Here is a 24,022-nt window from a genome sequence, read left to right as displayed (position 1 = left end):
TGCCCGCCGAAACACTGACAAACGGGATGTTCCGTGTTTGACACCTTGAGTGACCGCCTCTCCGGGATCTTCACCAAGCTCCGCGGCAAGGGCCGGCTCACCGACGCCGACATCGACGCCACGGCACGCGAGATCCGCCTCGCGCTGCTGGAGGCGGACGTCGCGCTGCCGGTGGTCAAGGGCTTCATCGCCAACGTCAAGGAGCGGGCCCGCGGCGCCGAGGTCTCGCAGGCGCTCAACCCGGCCCAGCAGATCATCAAGATCGTCAACGAGGAGCTGATCAACGTCCTCGGCGGCGAGGGGCGCCGGCTCCAGTTCGCCAAGCAGCCGCCGACCGTGATCATGCTGGCCGGCCTCCAGGGTTCCGGTAAGACGACCCTCGCCGGCAAGCTGGCCCGCTGGCTCAAGGCGCAGGGCCACCAGCCGATGCTGGTCGCCGCCGACCTCCAGCGCCCCAACGCCGTCGGGCAGCTCCAGGTGCTCGGTGGCCGGGCCGGCGTCGAGGTGTACGCCCCGGAGCCCGGCAACGGCGTCGGCGACCCGGTGCAGGTCGCGCGGGACTCGATCGAGTACGCCCGCCGGGCCGCCCGGGACATCGTGATCGTCGACACCGCCGGCCGGCTCGGTATCGACGCCGAGATGATGCAGCAGGCCGCCGACATCCGTGACGCGGTCAACCCCGACGAGGTCATCTTCGTCATCGACGCGATGGTCGGTCAGGACGCCGTCCGTACCGCCGAGGCGTTCCGCGACGGCGTCGGCATCACCGGCGTCGTCCTCTCCAAGCTCGACGGCGACGCCCGTGGTGGCGCGGCGCTCTCCGTCCGCGAGGTGACGGGCCAGCCGATCCTGTTCGCCTCCACGGGCGAGAAGCTGGAGGACTTCGACGTCTTCCACCCCGACCGGATGGCCAGCCGGATCCTCGGCATGGGCGACGTCCTCACTCTGATCGAGCAGGCCGAGGCGGCCTTCGACGCCGATCAGAAGGAGAAGATGACCGCCAAGCTGATGGGCGGCGAGACCTTCACCCTGGAGGACTTCCTCGACCAGCTCATCGCGGTCCGCCGGATGGGCCCGATCGCCAACGTGCTGGCCATGATGCCCGGCATGGGGCAGATGAAGGACCAGCTCGCCGAGCTGGACGACAAGCACTTCGACCGGGTCACCGCGATCATCCGGTCGATGACGCCCGCCGAGCGGGTCAACCCGAAGATCATCAACGGCTCCCGCCGCGCGCGGATCGCCAACGGCTCCGGCGTGACCGTGATGGACGTCAACCAGCTGCTCAACCGCTTCGCCGACGCGCAGAAGATGATGAAGCAGATGGGCGGCATGATGGGCCTGCCCGGCGGCCGGCGCAAGGCGACCAAGTCCCCGAAGAACAAGCGCAAGGGCACCAAGGGCGGCGGGCGTCCGCGTACCGGGGCGGGGATGCCCGGCGGGTTCCCGGGTGGCATGCCGCAGCTGCCGGCCGGCATGGACCCGAACGACCTCGCCGGCCAGGGACTCCCGCCCGGCTTCAAGCTTCCGAAGATCGACTTCAACAAGCTCGGCAAGGGGGACAAGGGCTCCCGCTGACGCGTGTCGGTGACGGTGGGCGACGCGGCCTGGGGTCGGGTCGCCCCCGTGGAAGGAGATGTCATGACCGCGGCGCCGATCCTGCCCGAACGGCACGAGTGGACGGTCGACGACCTGGGCGAGCTGCCCCGGGACCTTCCGTACGAACTGATCAACGGAAGGTTGATCGTGCCGTCGCCGACCGCCGTGCACCAGGAGTTGTGCGTCGAGCTGCTGCTCGCGGGTGGTGGACCCGCTCCAGGAGCGAATCACGCTGACCGAGTACGCGCTCGGTGCGGACCGGCAGTACGAGCAGGTGGCCCACGCCGAGGACCTGTTCGTCACCGAGCGCCCGTGGAAGGTCTCGGTCGACCTGCCGGTGCTCACCGCGCGGAGGAACGACCTGCTGGCGACCGGGGACGGGTGATCCGGTAGGACTGTGCACATGGCTCTGCATGTGCGCGGTGTGCTGCTCCCCGACGACGAGGTCCGCGATCTCTGGCTGGTCGGCGACCGGGTGACGTTCGAGCCGGTGCCCGGCGCCGAGACGGTGGTCGACGGCGGTTTCGTCCTCCCCGGCCTGACCGACGCCCACTGCCACATCGGCATCGCCCGGGGCGGCGCCCCGATCACGTCCCTCGACCAGGCCCGCGAGCTGGCCCGGGTGGACCGGGACGCCGGCGTGCTCGCCATCCGGGACGCGGGCTCCCCGTTCCCGTACCCCGAACTGGACGACGAGCCGGACCTGCCCCGGCTGGCCCGGGCCGGCCGGCACGTCGCGCCGCCGAAGCGCTACCTGCGCGACATCGGCGTGGAGGTCGGGGCCGCCGAGGTGACCGCCACGGTGGCCGCGCAGGCCGCCGCCGGCAACGGCTGGGTGAAGCTGGTCGGCGACTGGATCGACCGGGGCGTGGGCGACCTGGCCCCGGCCTGGGACGCGGACACGATGACCGCCGCCGTGCAGGCGGCGCACGCGGCGGGCGTACGCGCCGCCGTGCACACGTTCTCCGAGTCGGCCGTCGAGATCATGGTGCGTGCCGGGGTGGACTCGGTCGAGCACGGCACCGGGCTCAGCCTGGACCTGATCGACCTGATGGCCCGCCAGGGCACCGCGCTCGTCCCCACGATGATCAACATCCGGACGTTCGGCGGGATCGCCGACCAGGCGCGGGCCAAGTTCCCCGGGTACGCCGACCACATGCTCGCCCTGCGCGACCGCTTCCCGACCGTGGTGCGGTCGGCGTACGAGGCGGGCGTGCCGATCTACGTGGGCACGGACGCGGGCGGGGGCATCGACCACGGGCTGGCCGCCGAGGAGATGCTGCTGCTGCACGAGCAGGCCGGGATGAGCGCCGTGGACGTGCTCGCGGCGGCGTCGTGGCGGGCCCGGGAGTGGCTCGGCTTCCCCGGGCTCGTCGAGGGCGGGCTCGGCGACCTGGTCGTCTACCCGGAGGACCCGCGCGCCGACCTGCGCGTCGTCCGTACGCCGTCGCGCATCGTCCTGCGCGGCCGCGTCGTCCGCTGACCCACCCCGCCCCGGACCCGACGAAGGGGCGGGGTGAGGGGCGTGGCCGGTGGCGGGGGAGCGCCCGCGGGCGCATAGGATGTGCGGTCATGGCACGCGTGCTCACTCCCCGTGCGGAGGACTTCCCCCGCTGGTACCAGGACCTCATCGCGAAGGCGAAGCTGGCCGACAACGGCCCGGTCCGGGGGACCATGGTGATCCGACCGGCCGGCTACGCCATCTGGGAGCGGATGCAGGCCGAGATGGACGCGCGGATCAAGGCGGCCGGCGCGGAGAACGCGTACTTCCCGCTCTTCATCCCGGAGAACTACCTCAAGCGCGAGGCGGAGCACGTCGAGGGCTTCTCGCCGGAGCTGGCGGTGGTCACCCACGGCGGCGGCAAGCAGCTCGCCGAGCCGGTGGTGGTGCGCCCCACCAGCGAGACGGTGATCGGTGAGTTCATGGCCAAGTGGGTCGACTCCTACCGGGACCTGCCGCTGCTGCTCAACCAGTGGGCGAACGTGGTCCGCTGGGAGCTGCGCCCCCGGATCTTCCTGCGGACCAGCGAGTTCCTCTGGCAGGAGGGGCACACCGCGCACGCCACGCGGGAGGACGCCCGCGCCTACGCCCGGCGGATCCTGCACGAGGCGTACGAGGACCTGATGGTCAACGTGCTGGGCATCCCCGTGGTGGTGGGCCTGAAGACCGCCCGGGAGCGCTTCGCCGGCGCGATCGCCACCTACACCTGCGAAGGCATGATGGGCGACGGCAAGGCGTTGCAGATGGGCACCAGCCACGAGCTGGGGCAGAACTTCGCCAAGGCGTTCGACATCACCTACTCCTCGGCCGAGGGCGGCCGGGAGCACGCCTGGACCACCTCCTGGGGCACCTCGACCCGGATGCTCGGTGGCCTGATCATGTGCCACGGCGACGACAACGGCCTGCGGGTGCCGCCGAAGCTGGCGCCGGTGCAGGCGTACGTCATGGTCGTCAAGGACGGCGAGGGCGTCGGTGAGGCGGCGGCCAAGCTGCGCGACGCGCTGCGGGACGCGGGCGTCCGCGTGGCGCTGGACGACCGCACGGACACCCCGTTCGGCCGCCGGGCCGTCGACGCCGAACTGCGCGGCTACCCGGTCCGGGTCGAGGTCGGCCCGCGCGACCTCGCGGCGGGGAACGCCGTGGTGGTCCGGCGTACGGACGGGTCGAAGAGCCCGACGGCGGTGGCCGACGTGGTGGGGGCGGTGCTCGCCGCGCTGGAGGAGGACCAGCGGGCGCTGCACGACCAGGCGCTGGCCTTCCGGGAGTCCCGCACGACCGACGTGAGCACGCTCGCGGAGGCCATCGAGGCGGCGGCGACCGGATGGGCCCGGGTGCCGTGGTCGGCCGTGGGCGTCGAGGGCGAGGCCGAGGCGAACGGGCAGGGCGTGACCGTCCGCTGCCTGCTGCGCGCGGACGGCTCGGTGCCCGACTCGGAGGACGAGCCCGACCTGGTCGCGATCCTCGCCCGCTCCTACTGACCCCGAGGCACGCGAGGGCCCCTTCGCGGCGTGCCCGCCGGGAGGGGCCACCGTTCGACGAGCGATGGGTGGACCGGTGCGCTTCGAGACAGGACGGCTGATCCTGCACCGCAACGTGCGGCGTGGCCGGATCGGCTGGGTCCGGCCGGGCCGGGTCGTGAGCGACGACGAGCGCGGCCTGTTGATCTGGATCGCCCGGAACTCACCCGTGGCGTACGAGGTGACCGAGGCGGGGCTCGGCATGCGGGCCGTGCCGTTCACCGAGTGGATCACCTCGTCGTACGCGCTCGCGCTCGACCGCTGGAACGGGCCGCCGCTGCTGAAGTTCCTGCCCACCGGTGCGGCCCACTCCGTGTGGTGGTTCTCGGACGCGCGGGGCCGGTTCGCCAACTGGTACGTGAACCTGGAGGAACCGGGCGTCCGCTGGGACGACGGTGACGTGGCCGGGGTGGACATGGTCGACCAGGACCTGGACGTGGTGATCCGCCCCGACCGGACCTGGGAGTGGAAGGACGAGGACGAGTTCGCCGAGCGGCTGGCCCACCCCGACCACTACTGGGTGGCCGACGAGGCGGCGGTCCGCGCCGAGGGCAAGCGGGTGATCGCGCTCGCCGAGGCCGGCGAGTTCCCGTTCGACGGCACCTGGTGCGACTTCACACCGCCGCCGGACTGGACCGCCCCGGAGAGCCTGCCGGCCGGCTGGGACCGGCCGCCGGTGCGCTGAGAGCCGGGCAGGAGGTCCCGCGCCGCGCGCGTGGCGCGTGCCGCCGTCGCCGGCATCAGCGCGCCGCCCCGGCGCCGGCGAGTGTGGTACGCCTCACCCTTCCGGCGACCTGTGCGGGGTTGTGCCGCCTCCGGTGTGAGAGATCCGTGCCGGATCTGGCAGAATGGGTCGCTGGTATCCGGCGCGCGCTCCGGCGCCCTCTACCCCGGGCGCGTCGCCAGTCCACCGAGCAGTCTCCGGCCCATCCCCACTGTGCCGGTCGGCGCTCACCCGTGCACACCGCCCCCAACGGGCCGGTGAGATCGCAACAGGAGCGAAACAACTGTGGCCGTAAAGATCCGGCTTCTGCGGATGGGCAAGATCCGCAACCCGCAGTACCGCATCGTCGTCGCCGACTCGCGCACCAAGCGCGACGGGCGGGCGATCGAGTTCGTCGGGATCTACCAGCCGAAGGAGGACCCTTCGGTGATCGAGGTCAAGTCGGACCGGGTCCAGTACTGGCTGTCCGTCGGCGCCCAGCCGAGTGAGGCGGTGCAGCGGCTGCTGGAGCTGACCGGTGACTGGCAGAAGTTCAAGGGCCTGCCGGCCCCGCCGCCGCTGAAGGTCGCTGCCGCGAAGGCGGACCGGACGGCGGCCTACGAGGCCGAGGCGAAGGCCGCGGCCGGGCTGAGCGAGGCCGAGCCGAAGCCGGCGAAGAAGGCGGCCAAGGCCGCCGAGGCGCCGGCACAGACCGAGGAGCAGGCCGGTGCGGACTCCGGCGAGCAGGGCTGACGTGGCACTGCGCCCCGCCCTGGAGCACCTCGTCAAGGGCATCGTCGACCACCCGGACGACGTACGGGTCCGGATGGTCGACTCCCGTCGGGGCAAGCGGCTCGAGGTCCGCGTGCACCCGGAGGACCTCGGCACGGTGATCGGGCGGTCCGGCCGGACCGCCAAGGCGCTGCGCCAGGTGATCGGCTCCATCGGTGGGCGCGGCGTACGCGTCGACATCGTCGACTCGTACTGATGCTGCTCATCGTCGGCAGGATCGGTAAGCCGCACGGCATCCGCGGTGAGGTCACCGTGGAGGTGCGGACCGACGAACCGGAAGCGCGGTTCGCCCCTGGTTCGGTGCTGCGCACCGAACCAGGGGCGGGCAACGCGTCCGCGCCCGCACCCGCGCCCGGCCCCGGCGTGCCGTTCCACGTGCCCGCCGAGCTGATCGTCGAGTCGGCGCGGTGGCACCAGGGCCGGCTGCTCGTCGCGTTCGAGGGTGTACTCGACCGCGACGTCGCGGAGGCGCTGCGCGGCACCCTCGTCGGCGTGGAGAGCTCCGACATCGCGCCGCCGGAGGACCCGGAGGAGTTCCACGACCACCAGCTCGTCGGGCTGGACGTGGTGACCCCGGCCGGCGAGCGGCTGGGCGAGGTGGCCCGTATCGACCACGCACCGGCCTCGGACCTGCTGGTGCTGCGCCGCCCCGAGGGGAAGACGGCGCTGATCCCGTTCGTCAAGGCGATCGTCCCCGAGGTCGACCTGGCCGGCGGGCGCGTGGTCGTCGACCCGCCCGGTGGTCTGCTCGACCTGTAGGGCGCTTCCGCCGCGCCGGCCCGGCCGCGCCACCACCCGGATGGAGCCTCCCCGTCATGCGCGTCGACATCGTGTCGATCTTCCCGGAGTACTTCGCCCCGCTGGAGCTGTCGCTCATCGGCCGGGCCCGGGCGACCGGCACGCTCCAGTTGGCCGTACACGATCTGCGGACCTGGACCCACGACGTGCACCGCACGGTCGACGACACCCCCTACGGCGGCGGACCGGGCATGGTGATGCGGCCGGAGCCGTGGGGCGAGGCGCTGGACGCCCTCGTGCCGCCGGAGGCCACGCCGCCGCGGCTCGTGGTGCCCACGCCGGCGGGCACGCCGTTCACGCAGGCCATGGCGTACGAGCTGGCGGCCGAGGAGCACCTGCTCTTCGCGTGCGGCCGCTACGAGGGCATCGACCAGCGGGTGCTCGACCACGCCGCGACCCGGATGCCGGTCACCGAGGTCTCCCTCGGTGACTACGTCCTCTTCGGCGGCGAGGTGGCCGTTCTGGTGATCATGGAGGCGGTCACCCGGCTGCTGCCCGGGGTGCTGGGCAACGCCGGCTCGCTGGACGAGGAGTCGCACGCCCACGGCCTCCTGGAGGCGCCGGTCTACACGAAGCCGCCGAGCTGGCGGGGACACGACGTGCCGGAGGTGCTCCGCTCGGGCGACCACGGGCGGATCGCCCGCTGGCGGCGGGAGGAGGGGTTGGTGCGTACGGCCGTGCGCCGTCCGGACCTGCTCGCCGCGCTCGACCCGGAACGCCTGGACAAACGGGACCGGGCCGCGTTGGAGCGGGCCGGATTTCAGGTGCCACCGGGGGATGTGGCAAAGTAGAGGGGTTGCCGCAGTCGGCCGCGCCGCGGGCGGCTGCGAGGATCCTCGACCGGGGTCGGCTCCACCGATCGCCACCCGGGGATCAGAATCACCCATTCGCGCACCGACTGACGGTGCGCCGTGAGCCTCACGAGGACGCAGCGATGAACATCCTGGACGCCCTTGACGCCCAGTCGAAGCGGGTCGACATCCCCGACTTCCGCGCCGGTGACACCGTGAAGGTGCACGCGCGGGTCGTCGAGGGCAACCGGTCCCGTGTGCAGATCTTCCAGGGCGTGGTCATCCGCCGCCAGGGTGACGGGCTGCGCGAGACCTTCTCGGTTCGCAAGATCAGCTTCGGCGTCGGCGTGGAGCGGACCTACCCGGTCAACAGCCCGGCCATCGACCGCATCGAGGTCGTGACCCGCGGTGACGTCCGGCGGGCCAAGCTCTACTACCTCCGCGAGCTGCGGGGCAAGAAGGCCAAGATCAAGGAGAAGCGCGAGAAGCAGCCGAGCTGACGCTCCGCCCGCCACGCCTGGCTGCACCTGTGCCGCACCGGTCCCACCGCACTACCCTGGTCGGCGCGGGCGCAGCGAGGGCATCGTCCCGCGACACCGCGGGAAGTCGTCCACTGCCGCCCGTGGGGCCTCGTCGAGGCTCCCGGGCGGTGGTGTCGTTTCTGCGGATCGAGGAGTGGCGTGGCGCAGTCGATTGACGAGGACGGCACCGTCGATCCGTGGCGCCGGCGGGCCCGGCGGCCCCGGCGCCAGATGCCGCTCTGGCAGGAGTTGCCCCTGCTGCTGGTGGTCGCGTTCTGCCTCGCGGTGCTGATCCGCACGTTCCTGCTCCAGGCGTTCTTCATCCCCTCCGGCTCGATGGAGGACACCCTCCTCGTCGGCGACCGGGTGCTCGTGAACAAGGTCGTCTACGACGTACGCGACCCGGAGCGCGGCGAGGTCGTCGTGTTCCGGGGCACCGACCGGTGGGCGCCGCAGGTCGGCGAGGAGCCGCGGCTCAGCGCGCTCGACAGGCTGGGCCGCACCATCGGCGACCTGGTCGGGGTGAGCCGCCCCGGCGAGAAGGACTTCATCAAGCGGGTCATCGGCGTGCCCGGGGACCGGGTGAAGTGCTGCGACGCGCAGGGCCGGGTCACCGTCAACGGCACGCCGCTGGACGAGACGTACGTCCTCCAGGACTCCCCGCTGGACATCCCACCGAACCCGAAGGAGTGCCGGTCGCGGCGCTTCGACGAGGTGGTCGTCCCGCCGGGTCAGATCTTCGTGATGGGCGACCACCGGCTGGTCTCCCAGGACGCCCGGTGCCAGGGGCCGGTGCCCATCGACAACGTCGTGGGCCGTGCCTTCCTCGTGGTCTGGCCGTCCTCCCGGTGGAGTGCGCTGTCCGTCCCGGACACGTTCGAGGACGTGGCCGCGCCGCCCGCCGCGGCGCCGGCCGAGCCGGCCCCCGTCCGGCCGACCCCGGAGGGCGGCGTGTTCCTGATCCTCCCTCTCGCGGCGGCGCTGCGTCGTACTCGCGGGTTCCGGACGGTGACGTCGAGCCGGGCAACGTAGGCTCCTTGGCGTGATTGACGAGCAGACCGACAAGCCGCGCAGTTCCTTCTGGAAGGAGCTGCCGATCCTGCTGGGTGTGGCGATCCTGGTCGCGGTGCTGGTCCGCGCCTTCGTCCTGCAGACCTTCTTCATCCCCTCTCCGTCCATGGAGAACACCCTCAAGATCGACGATCGGGTGCTGGTCAACAAGCTGGTCTACGACTTCCGGTCGCCGCACCGCGGCGAGGTCGTCGTCTTCAAGGCGCCGGTCGAGTGGAGCGGCCGGGAGGGCGAGGACTTCATCAAGCGGGTCATCGGCGTCGGCGGTGACCACGTGGTCTGCTGTGACGCCGAGGACCGCCTCGTGATCAACGGCCAGCCGCTGGACGAGCCGTACATCTTCTCGGCCGACGGCCAGCGGGACAAGCCGGCCGACCAGCCGTTCGACATCACGGTGCCGGAGGGCCGCCTCTGGGTGATGGGCGACCACCGCTCGGCCTCGGGCGACTCGTTGGAGCACTGGCAGCAGTCCGGGCAGGACATCGAGGCGGCCACCATCGCCGAGGACGAGGTCGTCGGGCGTGCCTTCACCGTCTTCTGGCCGGTGGGCCGGGCCAAGTGGCTGAGCGTGCCGAAGGAGTACGACAGCATCCCGAACCCGTGACGGCCGGGCGGCCGTGGGCGATCGGCCACGGGTCTGGCAGGCTGGGGCGGTGACCGTCTACACCCCTCGACGCGCCGCACGTGTGCTGCTGGTCGACGCGGACGGCCGGGTGCTGCTCTTCGCCGGGTTCGACCCGGCGCGCCCCGAGCACCGGTACTGGTTCACCCCCGGTGGCGGGCTCGACGCGGGCGAGTCGCCGGCCGCGGCGGCGGCACGGGAACTGGCCGAGGAGACCGGGCTGCGGCTGACCCCCGCCGAGCTGGGCGAGCCGGTGTGGCGGGAGACGGTCGAGTACCCGTTCGACGGGGTGTGGTACCGCCAGGAGCAGGAGTTCTTCCTGGTGCGTGTGCCGTCGTGGGAGGTGGACACCACGGGTTTCAACGACGTCGAGCAGGCCAGCGTCACCGGCCACCGCTGGTGGTCGGCCGCCGAGCTGGCGTCGAGCGGCGAGCGCTACTACCCCGGCGACCTTCCGGCGCTCCTGTCCCGGGTCCTCGCCGGCGCGGACGGTCCGACGGGTGGTGTGCCGTGCTGACCCCGCCCCGCACCATCGTGCGCCGCGAGGCCGGCCTCTACGCCCTCGAACGGGCGTTGCAGCGGCGCGGCTTCCGGCACGTGGCCGGGGCCGACGAGGCGGGTCGGGGCGCGTGCGCCGGGCCGCTGGTCGCCGCCGCGGCGATCCTGCCCGAGGGGCGCCGCGGGGAGATCGACGGGCTGGCCGACTCGAAGCTGCTCACCCCGGCCAGCCGGGAGCGCGTCTACGACGAGGTGGTCGCCCGGGCGCTCGCGTACGCCGTCGTGGTCATCCCGGCGGAGGAGGTCGACGCCCGCGGGCTGCACGTGTGCAACCTCGCCGCGATGCGCCGGGCGCTGGCCTCGCTCACGACCCGGCCCGAGTACGTCCTGACCGACGGCTTCGGCGTGGACGGCCTCGACGTGCCCGGTCTGGCGGTCTGGAAGGGGGACCGGGTGGCGGCCTGCGTCGCGGCGGCCAGCGTGCTGGCCAAGGTCACCCGGGACCGGATCATGGTGGAACTGGACGAGACCTACCCGGCGTACGGCTTCGCGGAGCACAAGGGCTACATCACGCCGGAGCACACCGCGGCGCTGCGGGAGCACGGCCCCTGCCGCGAGCACCGCTTCTCGTACGTGAACGTGGCGACCGTCTCGGGGCGGGACGGCAGCCCGCCGCGGGCCCGGCGTCCCGCGCCGGTGGTCGGGCACGCGGCTTCCGCCGACCTCCCGGATGCGCTCTTCTCCGACATCCGGGACATGCCGTCCGGGGACGTCGCGGGGGCGTCGGAGGAGGGTCCGGACGAGCCGATGGAGCGCTTCTGGGCGCCAGGGAGTACCGTCGGCGTGGCGTTGGGCGAGCGGCCTCGACCGCCGGCGCCGGTGGGGGAAGATGTGGTCATGGAAGGCGGAGAGCGATGAGCGCGGAAGATCTCGAGAAGTACGAGACCGAGATGGAGCTGCAGCTCTACCGGGAGTACCGCGACATTGTCCGCCAGTTCTCCTACGTGGTGGAGACCGAGCGACGGTTCTACCTGGCCAACCAGGTCGACCTGCACGTGCGCAACTCCGACGGCGAGGTCTACTTCGAGGTCGAGATGCACGACGCCTGGGTGTGGGACATGTACCGTCCTGCCCGGTTCGTCAAGAACGTCCGGGTGATGACCTTCAAGGACGTGAACGTCGAGGAGCTGGAGAAGCCGGACATCTCGCTGCCGGCCGACTCGGGCTTCGGGGGCTGACCGGCCCGCCCCACCGGGCCGCGCCGGAATCCCCCACCTCGCCGGCCGCGCCCCCGCACCGACCCCCGCGTCACCGATCATGAAATCTTCGCGTGCACCGTTGTCGTGGTGCACGCCCGTCCCGGCGCGTCGCGTCGTGGCGTCTGTGCGTCGCCGGCCCGCCGGGCGGCGGGCCGGCGTGGTTCCCGCCGGTCCGGCGCGCCCGCGTCGTGGCGCGCCGGATGGCGACGGGTCACTCCGCGACGACCGTCACCTCGACCCGCTGGACCAGGTTGTTGGCGAAGCCGCCCCGGTTCCAGGGCTGCTCCAGCGGCTGGGTGCGCCCCGACGCGTCGGTGGCGCGGGCGCCGAGGACGTAGCGGCCCGGCCGCGGTGACCATTCGTAGCGCCAGCGCCGCCAGGCGAAGTCGCCGCCCGTCGGTTCGTCCAGGATGGCCGGTGCCCAGGTGGAGCCGCCGTCGGTGGTGACCTCGACCGCCACCACCGGGGCGTGCCCCGACCAGGCGCGGCCGTCCAGAGTGCACGGACCCGGGCGCAGCACGCGGGCGCGGGACATGAAGTCCGGGAAACCGGGCGGGCGGACCAGGGCTCGCGGCTCGATCCGGGTCACCGGCACGCCCGGGTCGTCGGCGTCCTGCCGAAGCCGGTACGCCACCGCGTTCTGGTAACCCTCGAACGGCTCGGTGAGCACGGTGACCGACCGCAGCCACTTGACGTGGGCCATCCCGTACCAACCGGGCACGATGAGCCGCAGCGGTGCCCCGTGCTGCGGCAGCAGGGGAGCGCCGTTCATCTCGTACGCCAGCAGCACCTCCTCGCGCAGCGCGTCCGCGACCGGGAGCGCCCGCTGGTAGTCCTGCTCGACACCGCGCTCGACGCCGTGGTCGGCGCCGGTGAACACCACGTCGACCGCGTCCGCCGCGATGCCCGCCTCCCGCAGCAGGGGTGCGAGCGGTGTGCCCGTCCACTCGGCGTTCCCGACCGCCTCGACCAGCCACGGCTGGCTCACCGGGCGCGGGTGCAGCAGTGCCCGACCGTTGCCGGCGCATTCCAACGTGACCCGCCGGGTGACCCGGGGACGGTCGCGGAGGTCGGCCAGGCTCAGCGTCAGCGGGCGGGCCACGGCGCCGTCGACGACGAGGGCGTGCGTGGCCGGGTCCAGGTCCGGGATGTCGTAGTGGATCAGCAGGTAGTGCAGCCCGGCCGGGGTGACGTCGTAGCGCAGCGCCTCCAGCGGGATGCCGTGGTTGCGCGCCGCGAGCTGCAACTCCTCGGTGCTGATCCCCTCGTCGGGCCCGGCGAGCCGGGAGGGCCCGCTGACCTCGCTCATGCTCCGAGGCGTCGTGTCGTCCACCGTCGTCATGATCTCCCCGTCCCCACGGCGGTGCGGCCGCCGTGCCCGGCCCCAGCTTAGGGCCGTCTGCCCGGGGCGGGGCAGGGCGGACTCGACGTCAGCGGGGGAGACGCGGCCCGCGGGACGTGCTTAGCAGATCGTCCGTGCGAACGGGGGCCGTCCACAGGGCGGTCCGTTGTCCACAGGGGACGGCGTGGCCCGACCTCGCCGGGCAGGCTGCCTGTCATGCGACCTCCGTCGTCGGCCCCTCCGGCCGTGCTCCGGCGTACCCGTCCGTCCCGTCGGGCCGTTCCGGCGCGACGGTTGGCGGTTCCGCTCGGCCTGGCCCTGCTGTTGGCCGCACCGCCGGTGCCGCTCGCCGCGTCCGCGGCCCCGGGCTGGGATTCTGTGGCCCCCGGCTGGGCTTCCGCGGCCCCGGGCTGGGGTTCTGTGGCGACGGGCTCGGGGGCTGTGACTTCGTCGTGGGTGGCAGCCGAGCCGGGGGAGAGGGCTCGGTTCCGATGGCCTCTCGACGGGTCGCCCCAGGTGGTGCGTCGCTTCGATCCGCCGGCCCAGCCGTGGCTACCCGGGCACCGGGGCGTCGACCTGGCCGCCCCGACCGGCGCCACCGTGCGGGCCGCGGGCTCCGGCACCGTGTTCTTCGCGGGCACGGTGGCCGGGCGGCCGGTGGTCACCGTCGCGCACGGCGGTGGGCTGCGGACCACGTACGAGCCGGTGCAGCCGACCGTCACCGCCGGCGAACCGGTCGCGGCCGGGACACCGGTGGGCGTCCTGCGGGCCGGCCACCCGGGCTGCCCGGCGGCGGCCTGCCTGCACTGGGGCCTGAAGCGCGGCGAGGAGTACCTCGACCCGCTGGCGCTGCTCGGTCTCGGCCCGGTCCGCCTGCTACCCGTCGACGGGCACCGGTCCGCCCCCGCTGCGCCGCCCGGTTTTCGCCCCGCTCGACGACGAGGCGTTCCCGGAGGTCGCGGTCGCCGTGGCCGAGGCGCGATCGGGCCGCCGGCCGGCGTCGGACGAGCAGCGGGCAGCCCCGGCCCTGGTCGACAGGGGGCAGCCGCGGCCCGAGCCGGCGTCGGGGAGCGGCGGGGCGGCCGCGGTCGGCCCTGGTCAGCGTTGGGCGAGCAGCGGGGGCAGCCGCACGGCCAGGCGTTCGTACTCCTCGGGCGAGTTGTACACCTGCCCGCAGAGGCGCAGCCAACCCCGGCCGTTCCACGACGTCACGGCCACCTCCGTGGCGATCCGCTCCGCGATCCGCTGCTGGAGGGCCCGCGCCCCCTCGACGGTGGTGGCCAGACCCGGTGCCAGGGGGATGATCCGCATGGCGACCTCGGGTCCGCCGGGGTCCGGCAGGTGGGTCGGCGCCACCCCGAGGGCGTCGCCGACCACCCGTTGGCCGTACGCCGCCAACCCGGCGTTGTGCGCCCGTACCCGGTCGGCGCCGAGACTGCGGAGGGTGAACAGGCCGGCCGGCGCGGCCAGCCACGAGGTGTAGTCGAGGGTGGCCTGCCATTCGAGGCGGGCCGGGTAACCGGACTCCTGCTCCCAGGACACCACCAGCGGCTCGATGCGTTCCCGCCACTGCGGGGCCACGACCAGCACGGCGGTGCCGCGCGGCGCGTACGCCCACTTGTGCAGGTTGCCCACCCAGAAGTCGGCACCGACGCCCGCGACGGTGGCCGACAGCATCCCGGGTACGTGCGCCGCGTCCACCAGGACCGGCACGCCCTGCTCACGGGCCGTCGCGGCGATGGCGGCCACGGGGAAGAGCCGCGCGGTGGCCGACGTGATCTGGTCGACGACGAGCAGCCGCGTCCGACCGGGGCGCAGAGCCTCCCGGACGGCCTCGACGACCTGCTCGTCCGTGGCCTCCAGCGGGATCGGCAGCACCCGGCTCTCCGCCCCGGTGCGCCGGCACTCCCGCTGGATGGAGAGGCCGACCGCGCCGTACCCGTGGTCGGTGCTCAGGATCTCGTCACCGGGGCGCAGCCCCAGCGACTGGAGCACCACGGCGACGCCGGTGGTGGTGTTGCCGACCAGCGCGGCGCCGTCCGGGTCCGCGCCCAGGAAGGTGGCAAGGTGCCGGCGGGTGTGCGCGATCCGGTCGACCAGCCCCTGTGTGAAGAAGCGCAGCGGGTTGGACTCCATCTCGTCGCGCAGCCGCTGCTGGGCCCGCTGCACGGTGATCGGCACCGCGCCGAACGAGCCGTGGTTGAGGTGGCTGACCGCCGGGTCCAGCGAGAAGAGCAGGCGGGCACCCGGGATCGGCTCCGGTGGCTGCGGGACGCTCACCCGGCGATCGTAACCGTCGGTGGATCATGATCGGTCGGTTCCGGTCAGGCCCGCGGGTGCGCCTGGCGGTACGCGGCGCGCAGCCGGTCCACCGACACGTGGGTGTAGATCTGGGTGCTGGCCAGCGAGGAGTGGCCGAGCAGTTCCTGCACGGCGCGCAGGTCCGCGCCCCCCTCCAGCAGGTGCGTGGCGGCCGAGTGGCGCAGCCCGTGCGGGCTGGTCCGGGGCAGGCCGGCCGCGTCCGCGTACCCGCCGACGATCCGGCGGGCCGTCGTGGGATTGAGCCGCCCGCCGCGGGCGCCGAGGAGCAGGGCGTCACCGGAGCGCGGCGTGGCCAGCACGGGGCGGCCGTGGCGTATCCAGTCGTCCAGAGCGCGCTGCGCCGGCACACCGTACGGGACGGTCCGCTCCCGCCCGCCCTTGCCGAACACCCGGACCACGCGGCGCGCCGGGTCGACGTCGGCGAGGTCGAGCCCGCACGCCTCGCTGACCCGTACCCCGGTGCCGTAAAGCAGTTCCAGCAGCGCCCGGTCCCGGAGGAGCACGGCGTCGAGGTCGGCCGCGGTGCCGGGCTGGTCGCCCTCGTCCGTACGCGCCGCGCCGGCGGGGTGGCCGGTGGTCTCCGGCGTACCGGAGGCGGGGCGGATCGGCGCCTCGACCAGGGCGGCCGCCTGGTCGGCGCGGAGCACGCCGGGCAGTTCCCGGGGTGCCCGCGGGCTGGCCAGGGTGGCGCCCACGTCGGTCGGCAGCAGCCCTCGCCGGTGCGCCCAGGCACTGAAGACCCGGGCCGACGCCGCGCGCCGGGCCAGCGAGCTGCGTGCCGCGCCGGCGGTCCGCAGCCGTGCCAGCCAGCTGCGGAGCACGGCCAGGTCCACGTCGGCGACCTCGGCGCAGCCGGCCCGGGCGGCGTGGTCGAGGAGGGAGACCACGTCCGTGACGTACGCGCGGACCGTGTGCGCCGAGCGGTTGCGCACCCGGGCCAGGTGGTCGGCGAACTCGTCCACCGCGTCGCGCAGTGCGGGTGGCAGCGCCTGGTGGACGGCCCGGGTGCCGCCGTCGCTCCGGCGCGTCACCGCCGCACCGCCTCGGGACGCGGGACGCGTGAGGCCGGCCTGGACCCGGTGTCCGCTGGCATGCCGCGAGCCTAGGCCGCCACGCCGGCACGGCGCACCCGGCGCGCTCGGTACGCGGCACGCCGGGACGGGCGGTGTGGGCCGTCCGTCCTGGTCAGGCGGCTGCTCGGCGGGCGGACGACCGCCCGAACGGATCTTGGAGGACCACCCGGGGGCGGATACGGTCACAGGACTTGTGAGCCTGCTCACCCCTTACCGGTCGGCGGGCTCCACAGCGGATCAGGAGGACCCATGACCAACGGCGGCCAACCCGCTACCCAGTCGAACAACCCGGTCGGCTCCACAGTGAACCGACGGCGGATGCTGACCATCGCTCTCGGTGGCGCCGCCACCGTAGCCCTTCCCGCTCCGGCCTGGGCGACCGACGACCAGCGCCCCGGCGCGTACCGTCCGCCGGCGCTCACCCCCGACGACCGCACGGTCATCGCCCAGGTCTCGGCCGAGCGGGCGCTGTCGCACCTGCGCGCCCTCAGCGAGGGCATCGGGCCGCGCATCGGCGGAACGGCCTCGGAGCGCCGCGCCGCCGACTACATCGCCAAGGAGCTGGACCACCTGCGCTACGACGTCCGGCTGGAACCCTTCACCGTGGCGGACAAGTTCCTCGCCCAGCTCGCCTCGCCGGCCGGACTGCCCACCGACCTCAACTGGCAGGCCGGCGCCTCCCCGCACGCCGCGCTCGACACCACGGTGAGCGGTGACGTGGTGGACGTGGGCGCGGGCGCACCGGAGAACTACCCGGGCGACGTGACCGGCCGCGTCGTGCTGGTCGACTACGTGGCGGCGCGGCGCGAGCAACTGGTGGCCACCGCCGTGGCCCGTGGCGCGGCCGCCGTCGTGTTCCTCGCCGCCGACGGCGTACCGCCCCGGCGGACCTCGGCGTTCTCGCCCACCCTGCCGGGGTCGGCCAGCTCGCCGGTGCCGATCCCGGTGGTCGGGGTCGCGCAGGCGCAGAAGGAACGGCTGCGTGAGCGGCTGGCCGCCGGTCGGTTCACCCTCGCCGTCTCCACCTCCGCGCACCGGGGTCTGACCTCGCACAACGTCATTGCCGAGCGGGTGGGGCGTTCCGGCCCGGGCGGGCCGGTGGTGATGGTCAGCGCCCACTACGACACGGTCATCGGCGCCCCCGGGGCGAACGACGACGGCTCCGGCACCGTGCTCTGCCTCGAACTGGCCCGCGTGCTCAAGGCCATCCCGGTCGACGCCACCCTGCGGTTCGCCCTCTGGGGCTCGGAGGAGCAGGGGCTCGTCGGCTCCCGCTACCACGTCCGGCAGCTGCCGCAGGAGGAGCGGGACCGGTTCCTCGCGGTGTACCAGAACGACATGGTGGCCACCAGCTGGGACCCGGCGACCCGCTACTGGCTGCTCTCGTTCACCGGGCAGGCCAACCGGGCCACCGACGAGGTGGCGGCCGCCGCCGCCCGCCTCGGCTACGACCCGCGGATCTCGCCGGTGACGCAGCGCGGCTCCAGCGACCACCAGGCCTTCCAGGAGGTCGGCATCGCCAGCGCCAACTTCTCCTGGCGCGGCGAGGAGACGCCCGCGCTGCTCGAACCGCCCTACCACACCCCGGAGGACACGATCGCCAGGAACATCAGCCTCGAGCGCCTCCAGGTGTCGCTCGAGCTGATCGGGTGCGCCGCGTACGCGACCGCCCGCTGACGTCCGCCCGTGGTGCTGGAGCTGGCGCCACGGACATGACGGAGCCGGCGCCGGCACCGGGTTCGCCCCGGGCCGGCGCCCGGCGCCGTCGGGGCGGCTCACCGTCACGTCGGCGTGTCCGCGCCGACGGTTGACCGTCACGGCGGCGTGCCCTCGCCCGCCGCACCGCGGGCGCCCGTGTCGGCCGCGGCGGGGCCGCCCGCCTCGGGCGGGGCGGGGGCGCTCGTGTCGGCCGCGGCGGGGGCGCTCGTGCCGGGCGGTGCGAGGGCGTAGCCGTCGTCGCGGCGTACCACCAGGGTCAGTTCCTCCAGCATGGACAGTTTGCGCAGGGCGGTCCGGAGGGTCACGCCGGCCCGGGCGGCCAGCCGCTCGACGCCCACGGCGCCCCGGCGGGGCATCGCCTCCAGCACCTGCGTCGCCTCGTCGTCGAGCCGGTCACGCGGCCGTTCGGGTCCCCGCGCGGGCGGCGCCAGGTCGTACCCGATCCGGCCCACCTCCTCCAGCACGTGCGCCACCCCGGTCACGAGGCGCGCCTTCGGGTACTCCCGCAGCAGTTCGTGGGTGCCGACCGACATGGCCGACGTCACCGGACCCGGCACCGCCATGGCCGGCCGGCCGATCGCCAGGGCGCGGCGTGCGGTCTGGGTAGCGCCGCTGCGGGCCGACGCCTCCACCACGACCGTCCCGGCCGTGCCGGCGGCGATGACCCGGTTGCGGATGAGGAACCGCGGTCGCAACGGGTCGGCGCCGGGCGGCCACTCGCTGACCAGCAGCCCCGTGTCGGCGATCCGCTCGAAGAGAGCGGCGTTCCCCATCGGGTACGGCCGGTCGACACCGCAGGCCAGGACGGCGACCGTCAGCCCGCCCGCGTTGAGCGCGCCCCGGTGCGCGGCGGCGTCGACGCCGAACGCGCCGCCGGAGACGATCGTCCAACCCCGGTCGGCCAGGCCGTAGCCGATCTCGGTGGCGACGTGCGTCCCGTACCCGGTGGCGGCCCGCGCGCCGACCACGGCGACCGAGCGGTCCAGCGCCTCGGCCAGCGGCCACGAGCCCCGTACCCAGAAGCAGAGCGGCGGCGCCGTCTCGACGTCCACCTTCCGGTACGCGTCGGTGAGCCGCATCCGCCCGAGGTCGGCCAGCTGTGCCGGCCACTCCTCGTCCTCGGGCGTGACCAGCCGCGCGCCGAGCCGCTCGGTACGCGCCACCGCCTCGGCCGCGACGGCCCGCGCGTCACCGGCGGCCGCCCGGGCGGCGACCGCCGACCGCAGCTTCTCGTCCGGCGCCCCGCCGTCGAGCAGCAGGTCCAGTGCCGCCACCGGGCCGAGCCGGGCCACCAGCCGGTGCACCGACCGGGTCCCCGGCTCGGTGAGCCAGGTCAGCGCGACCCGGGCCAGCGTCCGCTCCTCGATGGTGCTCATGTCGCGTCCCCCGTCCGCAGTTGGATGGCCTCGCGCACGTCGTCGCGGTCCGGTCGCTCCCGGCCGTCCAGGTCGGCGATGGTCCAGGCCAGGCGGATCACCCGGTCGAACCCCCGGGCCGAGAGCGACCCCGAGTCGAGCCGGCCCCGCAGCTCCGCCGTGTCCCGGGCAGGCAGCCGCCAGGGCGACCGACGCAGGTGCGGCCCGGGGACCTCGGCGTTGAGCCGGTGCCCGAGGCCCGCCCAGCGCTCCGCGGCCGCCCCGCGGGCCGCCGCCACGCGACGCGCCACCACCGCCGACGGCTCCCGGCCCCCGTCGGCGGCCATCAGCTCGGCGGCCCGCACCGGCGGGAGCCGGACCTGCACGTCGATCCGGTCCAGCAGCGGCCCGGACAGCCGACCGAGGTAGCGCCGCCGGGCCACCGGGCTGCACTCGCAGTACGCGTCACCGGCCGGCTTCGCACACGGGCAGGGGTTGGCGGCGAGCACGAGCTGCGTACGGGCCGGGTACTCGGTGCCGCCCTGGCTGCGGGCGAGCTGGACGCGGCCGTGCTCGAGCGGCTGGCGCAGGGCCTCCAGCGCGCCCTTGCTGAACTCCGGCGCCTCGTCGAGGAAGAGCACCCCGCGGTGCGCCAGCGACACGGCCCCGGGGCGGGCCAGCCCGGAACCCCCTCCGACGAGGGACGGCACGGTCGCGGTGTGGTGCGGCGCCTGGAACGGCGGGCGGCGCAGCAGCCGCCCGCCCGGCGGCAGCAGGCCGGCGATGGAGTGCAGCGCCGTGACCTCGAGCGCCGCGTCGTCGTCCAGCTCCGGCAGGATCGACGGGAGGCGCTCGGCCAGCATCGTCTTGCCCGCGCCGGGCGGCCCGAGCAGCGCCAGGTGGTGCCCGCCGGCGGCCGCGACCTCCAGGGCGCGCCGGCCGAGTTCCTGCCCGGCCACGTCGGCCAGGTCGGGACCCGCGCCGGGCGGCGCCGGCGCGACCGTCGGCGGGTCGATCAGCGGAGCGCCCTCGCGGACGAAGGTCACCAGCCGGTGCAGCGTGTCGACCGCGCGGACGCACATCCCGGGGATCACCGCCGCCTCGGCGGCGTTCGCCACGGGGACGATCACGCGCTGGATGCCGGCCCGGGCCGCCGCGGCGACCATGGGCAGCACCCCGCGCACCGGCCGGACCGTCCCGTCCAGCCCGAGTTCCCCGAGGACCACCACCTTCTCCAGCGGCAGCAGCGGAAGCTCTCCCGACCCGCCGAGCAACGCCGCGGCGATGGCCAGGTCGAACGCCGACCCGAACTTCGGCAGCGTCGCGGGCAGGAGGTTCAACGTGATCCGGCGGTTGGGCCAGCGCTGGCCCGAGTTGACCACCGCGGCGCGCACCCGGTCCCGTGCCTCCTGCAGCGCCGTGTCCGGCAGGCCGGAGATCACCACCGCCGGCAGGCCGGCGGCCAGGTCGGCCTCCACCTCGACGAGGTGGCCGGTCACCCCCACGAGCCCGACGCAGAGCACCTTGGCGTAGCTCACCGGGCACCACCCGCCCGGCCCGGGCGTACGGCGTGGCCGGCCACCTCAGAACGCGCCCTTCAGGTGCTGCACGCGGGCCGGTCCGGTGTCGGGCAGCCGGACCGACAGCACGTCGAAGCGGATCTCGTCGGCCGTGGTGCCCGTCTCCGCCAACCAGCGGGCGGCGAGCCCGCGCAGCCGCCGGGCCTTGGCCGGCACGACGGCCTCGGCGGGAGTGCCGAATTCGCCACCCCGGCGCGTCTTCACCTCGCAGAAGGCGAGCACGTCCCCGTCCCACGCGATGATGTCGATCTCGCCGGCCGGGCAGCGCCAGTTCCGGGCGACCGGCCGCAGCCCCGCCCCGATCAGATGCCGGACGGCGCACCGCTCGCCGTACGCGCCGACGGCCTGGTTCCGCGTTGTCATGAGGGGCAGGCTGCCGTCCGCCGGCCGGGCCCGGCGACCCCTCGACCTCGGCGCTGTGGACAACGGTCGAGCTGTGGACGACCGGACGATCATGCACCTGGCGTGCTATGGGAACCGGCCCCGGCAACGCCGACCCGTCTCCCACGCCCGCCCGACGAGTTGTCCGAGGGGCGGAATGACGGGTCCGGCGCGGGTCGCATACGGTGCGGCACGTGGACGGACGACGGAGCTTCCCTGACGAGCAGGAGCCGACCTGGTACGCGGGCGAGCGCGGCCGCGGCTACGAGCCGGACTGGCGCGGCGCGGACGGGGCACGCCATCACGACGAGGAGTTCCGCGTGCCGGAGCAGCGCGGCGCCGCCGAGAAGCCCGGGTACGCCGACAACCCCGGCTACCGCGAGCCGGCGCGCTTCGGCCCCGGCCCCGACCCCGCCCGACTCGCCGTGGACCGTGAGCCGGCCCCCTTCGGCGTCGACCCCGAGCCGACGCGGTTCGGCGTCGACCGTGAGCCGGCCTCCCTCGGCGTCGACCCCGAGCCGACCCGGTTCGGCGCCCCGGAGCCGGCCCGTTTCGCGTCCGGGTCCGAGCCGTCGCGCTTCGGTGTCGCGGAGCGCGACGCCGGCCGGTTCGGGTCGACCGGCGGCAGCGGTGACGAGCGCGCCGAACCCGCGGGATACGAGCGTGCCGAACCCGCGGGATACGAGCGCGCCGAAAGTGCGGGATACCGGACGAACCGCGCAGCGCAGGCCGGACCGGAGGTGTCGGGTGAGTTGCCGGGGAGGCGGGCCGCCCGGGAGACGGCCGCCGCCCAACCCGCCGCGCCTCCGCCGGCCGCGCCCGAGCCCGCCCGGGAGGGCGTCCCGGCCGGCCCGGCGGGTGAGCCCACCGATCCGGTCCGCCCGTCCCCGCTGGCGGGCTACCCGGTCGTCGAGCCCGGCCGGCCGTCCGAGCCGGCGCATCCCCTCGACGTGCCGACCGGGCCGATGCCGCCCGTCACTCCCCGGGCCGACCTTCCGCACGCCACCCCGCCGTACGTCCCGGGCGCCGTGCCCGATCCGGCGCGCCCGGCGGGGGACGGCGTCTACCGGACGCGCCGGCCCGTCCTCGCCGTGTTCTTCGCGGTGCTGGTCCTGGTGTTCGAGGTTCCGGCGCTGCGGCTGCTGGCGGCCGGCGCGACCGGGGATCCGGTATCGCCCGCGAACGTGGTGGCGGGCACCTTCCTCGTGGCCGGTCTGCCGATCTTCGCGATGGGGCTGTACGGCCTGCGTACCGGTGGCCTGTCCCTGTCCGACGGCGGGCGCGGGTGGCTGCGACCGCCGACGGCCTACCTGACCGTCGCCCTGGTGCTCTTCGTGGCCGCCGCGCTCGCGGCGGGCTGACCGGTCGCCCGCCCCGGGGCGCCGGCCGCCCGGGCTCCCCGCCGCGCCGGTGGCCTCGCCGTCCACCCGGAGCCTGCGGGGCGGGGGAGGGGCGTACACTGGACGACTGGCGACCGCCTCGCGCGGTCGACCTCGCGTGCCCTCTCCACGGTTGGTCGTGGGGCGACGGCCTCCCTGGTCCCGATCTTGATCGGGCCCGTCATGGCCGGCGACCGGGCACCAGGACGCCCGGCCGCCGGCCGGGCGGGACAACCAGGGATCAAGGAGTAGCCACCAATGGCCGTCGTGACCATGCGTCAGCTGCTGGAGAGCGGTGTCCACTTCGGGCACCAGACCCGGCGCTGGAACCCGAAGATGAAGCGCTTCATCTTCACCGAGCGCAACGGCATCTACATCATCGACCTGCGCCAGACCCTCGACTACATCGAGAAGGCGTACGACTTCGTGCGCAACACGGTCGCCGAGGGCGGCAGCATCCTCTTCGTCGGCACCAAGAAGCAGGCCCAGGAGGCCATCGCCGAGCAGGCGACCCGGGTCGGCCAGCCGTACGTGAACCACCGCTGGCTCGGTGGCATGCTGACCAACTTCCAGACCGTGTACAAGCGGCTGCAGCGGATGAAGGAGCTGGAGGCCCTCGGTGACCTGAGCGGCACCGCCGCCGGTTACACCAAGAAGGAGACCCTGCAGCTCTCCCGCGAGAAGGAGAAGCTGACCCGCACCCTGGGCGGCCTGCGGGACATGCAGAAGCTCCCGGCCGCGATCTGGGTGGTCGACACGAAGAAGGAGCACATCGCCGTCGACGAGGCCCGCAAGCTGGGCATCCCGGTGATCGCGGTGCTCGACACGAACTGCGACCCGGACGAGGTCGACTTCCCGATCCCGGGCAACGACGACGCGATCCGCTCCGCCGAGCTGCTGACCAAGGTCGTCGCCTCCGCCGTGGCGGACGGCCTGATCGCCCGCTCCGGCCGGCGCCGGGGCACCGACGAGAAGCCGGAGCCGGGCGTCGCCTCGGACGAGCCGCTGGCCGAGTGGGAGCGCGAGCTGCTCGAGGAGAAGAAGGCCGGCGAGCAGGAGCAGCCGGCGGCCGCCGCCGCCGAGTGACCCTTCCGTCGCCGCCCCGCCGTCCGGTTCGCCGGGCGGCGGGTGCGGCGGCGAGGCCGGGCACATCCGGCCCGAATCCGGGTAACCGGCACCTCTGACCATCCACACGCCGC

The 24,022-nt window shown here is 74.3% G+C and carries 24 protein-coding genes and 1 pseudogene; 19 read left to right on the top strand and 6 right to left on the bottom strand.

Going from position 1 to position 24,022, the window contains the following annotated elements; all coding sequences use genetic code 11:
* Positions 1–33: 33 nt before the first annotated feature.
* From ffh to OG994_RS17775, 15 genes are all read left to right on the top strand, one after another.
* Complete coding sequence (ffh, locus tag OG994_RS17845; RefSeq protein WP_120328500.1) at positions 34–1,578, top strand: signal recognition particle protein; 1,545 nt, start codon at positions 34–36, stop codon at positions 1,576–1,578.
* Positions 1,579–1,801: 223 nt separating this feature from the next.
* The gene (locus OG994_RS17840) at positions 1,802–1,984 is read left to right on the top strand and encodes a hypothetical protein (RefSeq protein ID WP_328850383.1); all 183 of its coding nucleotides are present in this window, start codon (positions 1,802–1,804) and stop codon (positions 1,982–1,984) included.
* Between the two features lie 18 nt (positions 1,985–2,002).
* Positions 2,003–3,082, top strand: coding sequence for an amidohydrolase family protein (locus OG994_RS17835; protein ID WP_328850382.1), 1,080 nt, complete (start codon positions 2,003–2,005; stop codon positions 3,080–3,082).
* Between the two features lie 89 nt (positions 3,083–3,171).
* Entirely contained in the window at positions 3,172–4,578 is a 1,407-nt protein-coding gene (proS, locus tag OG994_RS17830; RefSeq protein ID WP_328850381.1) for a proline--tRNA ligase, read from the top strand.
* A gap of 76 nt (positions 4,579–4,654) precedes the next feature.
* Entirely contained in the window at positions 4,655–5,302 is a 648-nt protein-coding gene (locus tag OG994_RS17825) for a DUF402 domain-containing protein (RefSeq protein WP_328850380.1), read from the top strand.
* 324 nt (positions 5,303–5,626) lie between these two features.
* Complete coding sequence (gene rpsP / locus OG994_RS17820) at positions 5,627–6,073, top strand: 30S ribosomal protein S16 (RefSeq protein ID WP_328850379.1); 447 nt, start codon at positions 5,627–5,629, stop codon at positions 6,071–6,073.
* A complete protein-coding gene (locus OG994_RS17815) occupies positions 6,048–6,308 on the top strand; it encodes an RNA-binding protein (protein ID WP_192902124.1) in 261 nt (86 codons plus the stop codon). The genes rpsP and OG994_RS17815 overlap by 26 nt, the downstream gene beginning before the upstream one ends.
* Before the next feature lie 2 nt (positions 6,309–6,310).
* On the top strand, positions 6,311–6,871 hold the full coding sequence (gene rimM, locus OG994_RS17810) for a ribosome maturation factor RimM (protein ID WP_328853742.1): 561 nt from the start codon (positions 6,311–6,313) through the stop codon (positions 6,869–6,871).
* A gap of 56 nt (positions 6,872–6,927) precedes the next feature.
* On the top strand, positions 6,928–7,701 hold the full coding sequence (trmD, locus tag OG994_RS17805; RefSeq protein ID WP_120328494.1) for a tRNA (guanosine(37)-N1)-methyltransferase TrmD: 774 nt from the start codon (positions 6,928–6,930) through the stop codon (positions 7,699–7,701).
* Positions 7,702–7,844: 143 nt separating this feature from the next.
* Positions 7,845–8,201 carry a 50S ribosomal protein L19 gene (gene rplS, locus OG994_RS17800; protein WP_120328493.1) on the top strand — a complete coding sequence of 119 codons (357 nt, stop codon included), beginning with the start codon at positions 7,845–7,847 and terminating at the stop codon, positions 8,199–8,201.
* 180 nt (positions 8,202–8,381) lie between these two features.
* Complete coding sequence (lepB, locus tag OG994_RS17795) at positions 8,382–9,254, top strand: signal peptidase I (protein WP_328850378.1); 873 nt, start codon at positions 8,382–8,384, stop codon at positions 9,252–9,254.
* 10 nt (positions 9,255–9,264) lie between these two features.
* Positions 9,265–9,897 carry a signal peptidase I gene (gene lepB, locus OG994_RS17790; RefSeq protein ID WP_120328491.1) on the top strand — a complete coding sequence of 211 codons (633 nt, stop codon included), beginning with the start codon at positions 9,265–9,267 and terminating at the stop codon, positions 9,895–9,897.
* 49 nt (positions 9,898–9,946) lie between these two features.
* Entirely contained in the window at positions 9,947–10,432 is a 486-nt protein-coding gene (locus OG994_RS17785; RefSeq protein WP_328850377.1) for an NUDIX hydrolase, read from the top strand.
* On the top strand, positions 10,426–11,331 hold the full coding sequence (locus OG994_RS17780; RefSeq protein ID WP_328850376.1) for a ribonuclease HII: 906 nt from the start codon (positions 10,426–10,428) through the stop codon (positions 11,329–11,331). Before OG994_RS17785 ends, OG994_RS17780 begins: the two co-directional genes overlap by 7 nt.
* Positions 11,328–11,651: a DUF2469 domain-containing protein gene (locus OG994_RS17775; protein ID WP_007075222.1), complete on the top strand. Its 324-nt coding sequence runs from the start codon at positions 11,328–11,330 to the stop codon at positions 11,649–11,651. The genes OG994_RS17780 and OG994_RS17775 overlap by 4 nt, the downstream gene beginning before the upstream one ends.
* A gap of 232 nt (positions 11,652–11,883) precedes the next feature.
* Here OG994_RS17775 and OG994_RS17770 read toward each other — a convergent pair whose 3' ends face one another.
* Entirely contained in the window at positions 11,884–13,014 is a 1,131-nt protein-coding gene (locus tag OG994_RS17770) for a sulfite oxidase (RefSeq protein ID WP_120328488.1), read from the bottom strand.
* A gap of 216 nt (positions 13,015–13,230) precedes the next feature.
* Between OG994_RS17770 and OG994_RS17765 the strand changes: the two are divergent.
* Positions 13,231–13,905: pseudogene (locus OG994_RS17765) on the top strand (murein hydrolase activator EnvC family protein); the annotation flags it as partial.
* Between the two features lie 207 nt (positions 13,906–14,112).
* On the opposite strand, the gene OG994_RS17760 reads toward OG994_RS17765, so the two are convergent.
* Both OG994_RS17760 and OG994_RS17755 read right to left on the bottom strand, forming a co-directional pair.
* Complete coding sequence (locus OG994_RS17760) at positions 14,113–15,294, bottom strand: aminotransferase class V-fold PLP-dependent enzyme (RefSeq protein ID WP_328850375.1); 1,182 nt, start codon at positions 15,292–15,294, stop codon at positions 14,113–14,115.
* A 44-nt stretch (positions 15,295–15,338) separates the two neighbouring features.
* Entirely contained in the window at positions 15,339–16,367 is a 1,029-nt protein-coding gene (locus tag OG994_RS17755) for a tyrosine recombinase XerC (RefSeq protein ID WP_328850374.1), read from the bottom strand.
* Positions 16,368–16,658: 291 nt separating this feature from the next.
* Between OG994_RS17755 and OG994_RS17750 the strand changes: the two genes are divergently transcribed.
* Entirely contained in the window at positions 16,659–18,086 is a 1,428-nt protein-coding gene (locus OG994_RS17750) for a M28 family peptidase (RefSeq protein ID WP_328850373.1), read from the top strand.
* A gap of 137 nt (positions 18,087–18,223) precedes the next feature.
* On the opposite strand, the gene dprA is transcribed toward OG994_RS17750, so the two are convergent.
* The 3 genes from dprA to OG994_RS17735 are packed head-to-tail and all read right to left on the bottom strand — an operon-like array spanning position 18,224 to position 21,426.
* On the bottom strand, positions 18,224–19,504 hold the full coding sequence (gene dprA / locus OG994_RS17745; RefSeq protein WP_328850372.1) for a DNA-processing protein DprA: 1,281 nt from the start codon (positions 19,502–19,504) through the stop codon (positions 18,224–18,226).
* A complete protein-coding gene (locus tag OG994_RS17740; protein ID WP_328850371.1) occupies positions 19,501–21,021 on the bottom strand; it encodes a YifB family Mg chelatase-like AAA ATPase in 1,521 nt (506 codons plus the stop codon). The genes dprA and OG994_RS17740 overlap by 4 nt, the downstream gene beginning before the upstream one ends.
* 45 nt (positions 21,022–21,066) lie before the next feature.
* Positions 21,067–21,426, bottom strand: coding sequence for a YraN family protein (locus OG994_RS17735; RefSeq protein ID WP_120328482.1), 360 nt, complete (start codon positions 21,424–21,426; stop codon positions 21,067–21,069).
* A 212-nt stretch (positions 21,427–21,638) separates the two neighbouring features.
* Here OG994_RS17735 and OG994_RS17730 point away from each other — a divergent pair, with 212 nt between their 5' ends.
* Positions 21,639–22,805 (top strand): hypothetical protein, encoded by a 1,167-nt coding sequence (locus tag OG994_RS17730; RefSeq protein WP_147427243.1) that lies wholly within the window; start codon positions 21,639–21,641, stop codon positions 22,803–22,805.
* A 276-nt stretch (positions 22,806–23,081) separates the two neighbouring features.
* Positions 23,082–23,909 carry a 30S ribosomal protein S2 gene (rpsB, locus tag OG994_RS17725; protein ID WP_120328480.1) on the top strand — a complete coding sequence of 276 codons (828 nt, stop codon included), beginning with the start codon at positions 23,082–23,084 and terminating at the stop codon, positions 23,907–23,909.
* Positions 23,910–24,022: the final 113 nt, after the last annotated feature.

The sequence above is a fragment of the Micromonospora globbae genome, from assembly GCF_036184225.1.
GTDB lineage: Bacteria > Actinomycetota > Actinomycetes > Mycobacteriales > Micromonosporaceae > Micromonospora > Micromonospora globbae.
This window is presented reverse-complemented; position numbering and strand designations above follow the sequence as displayed.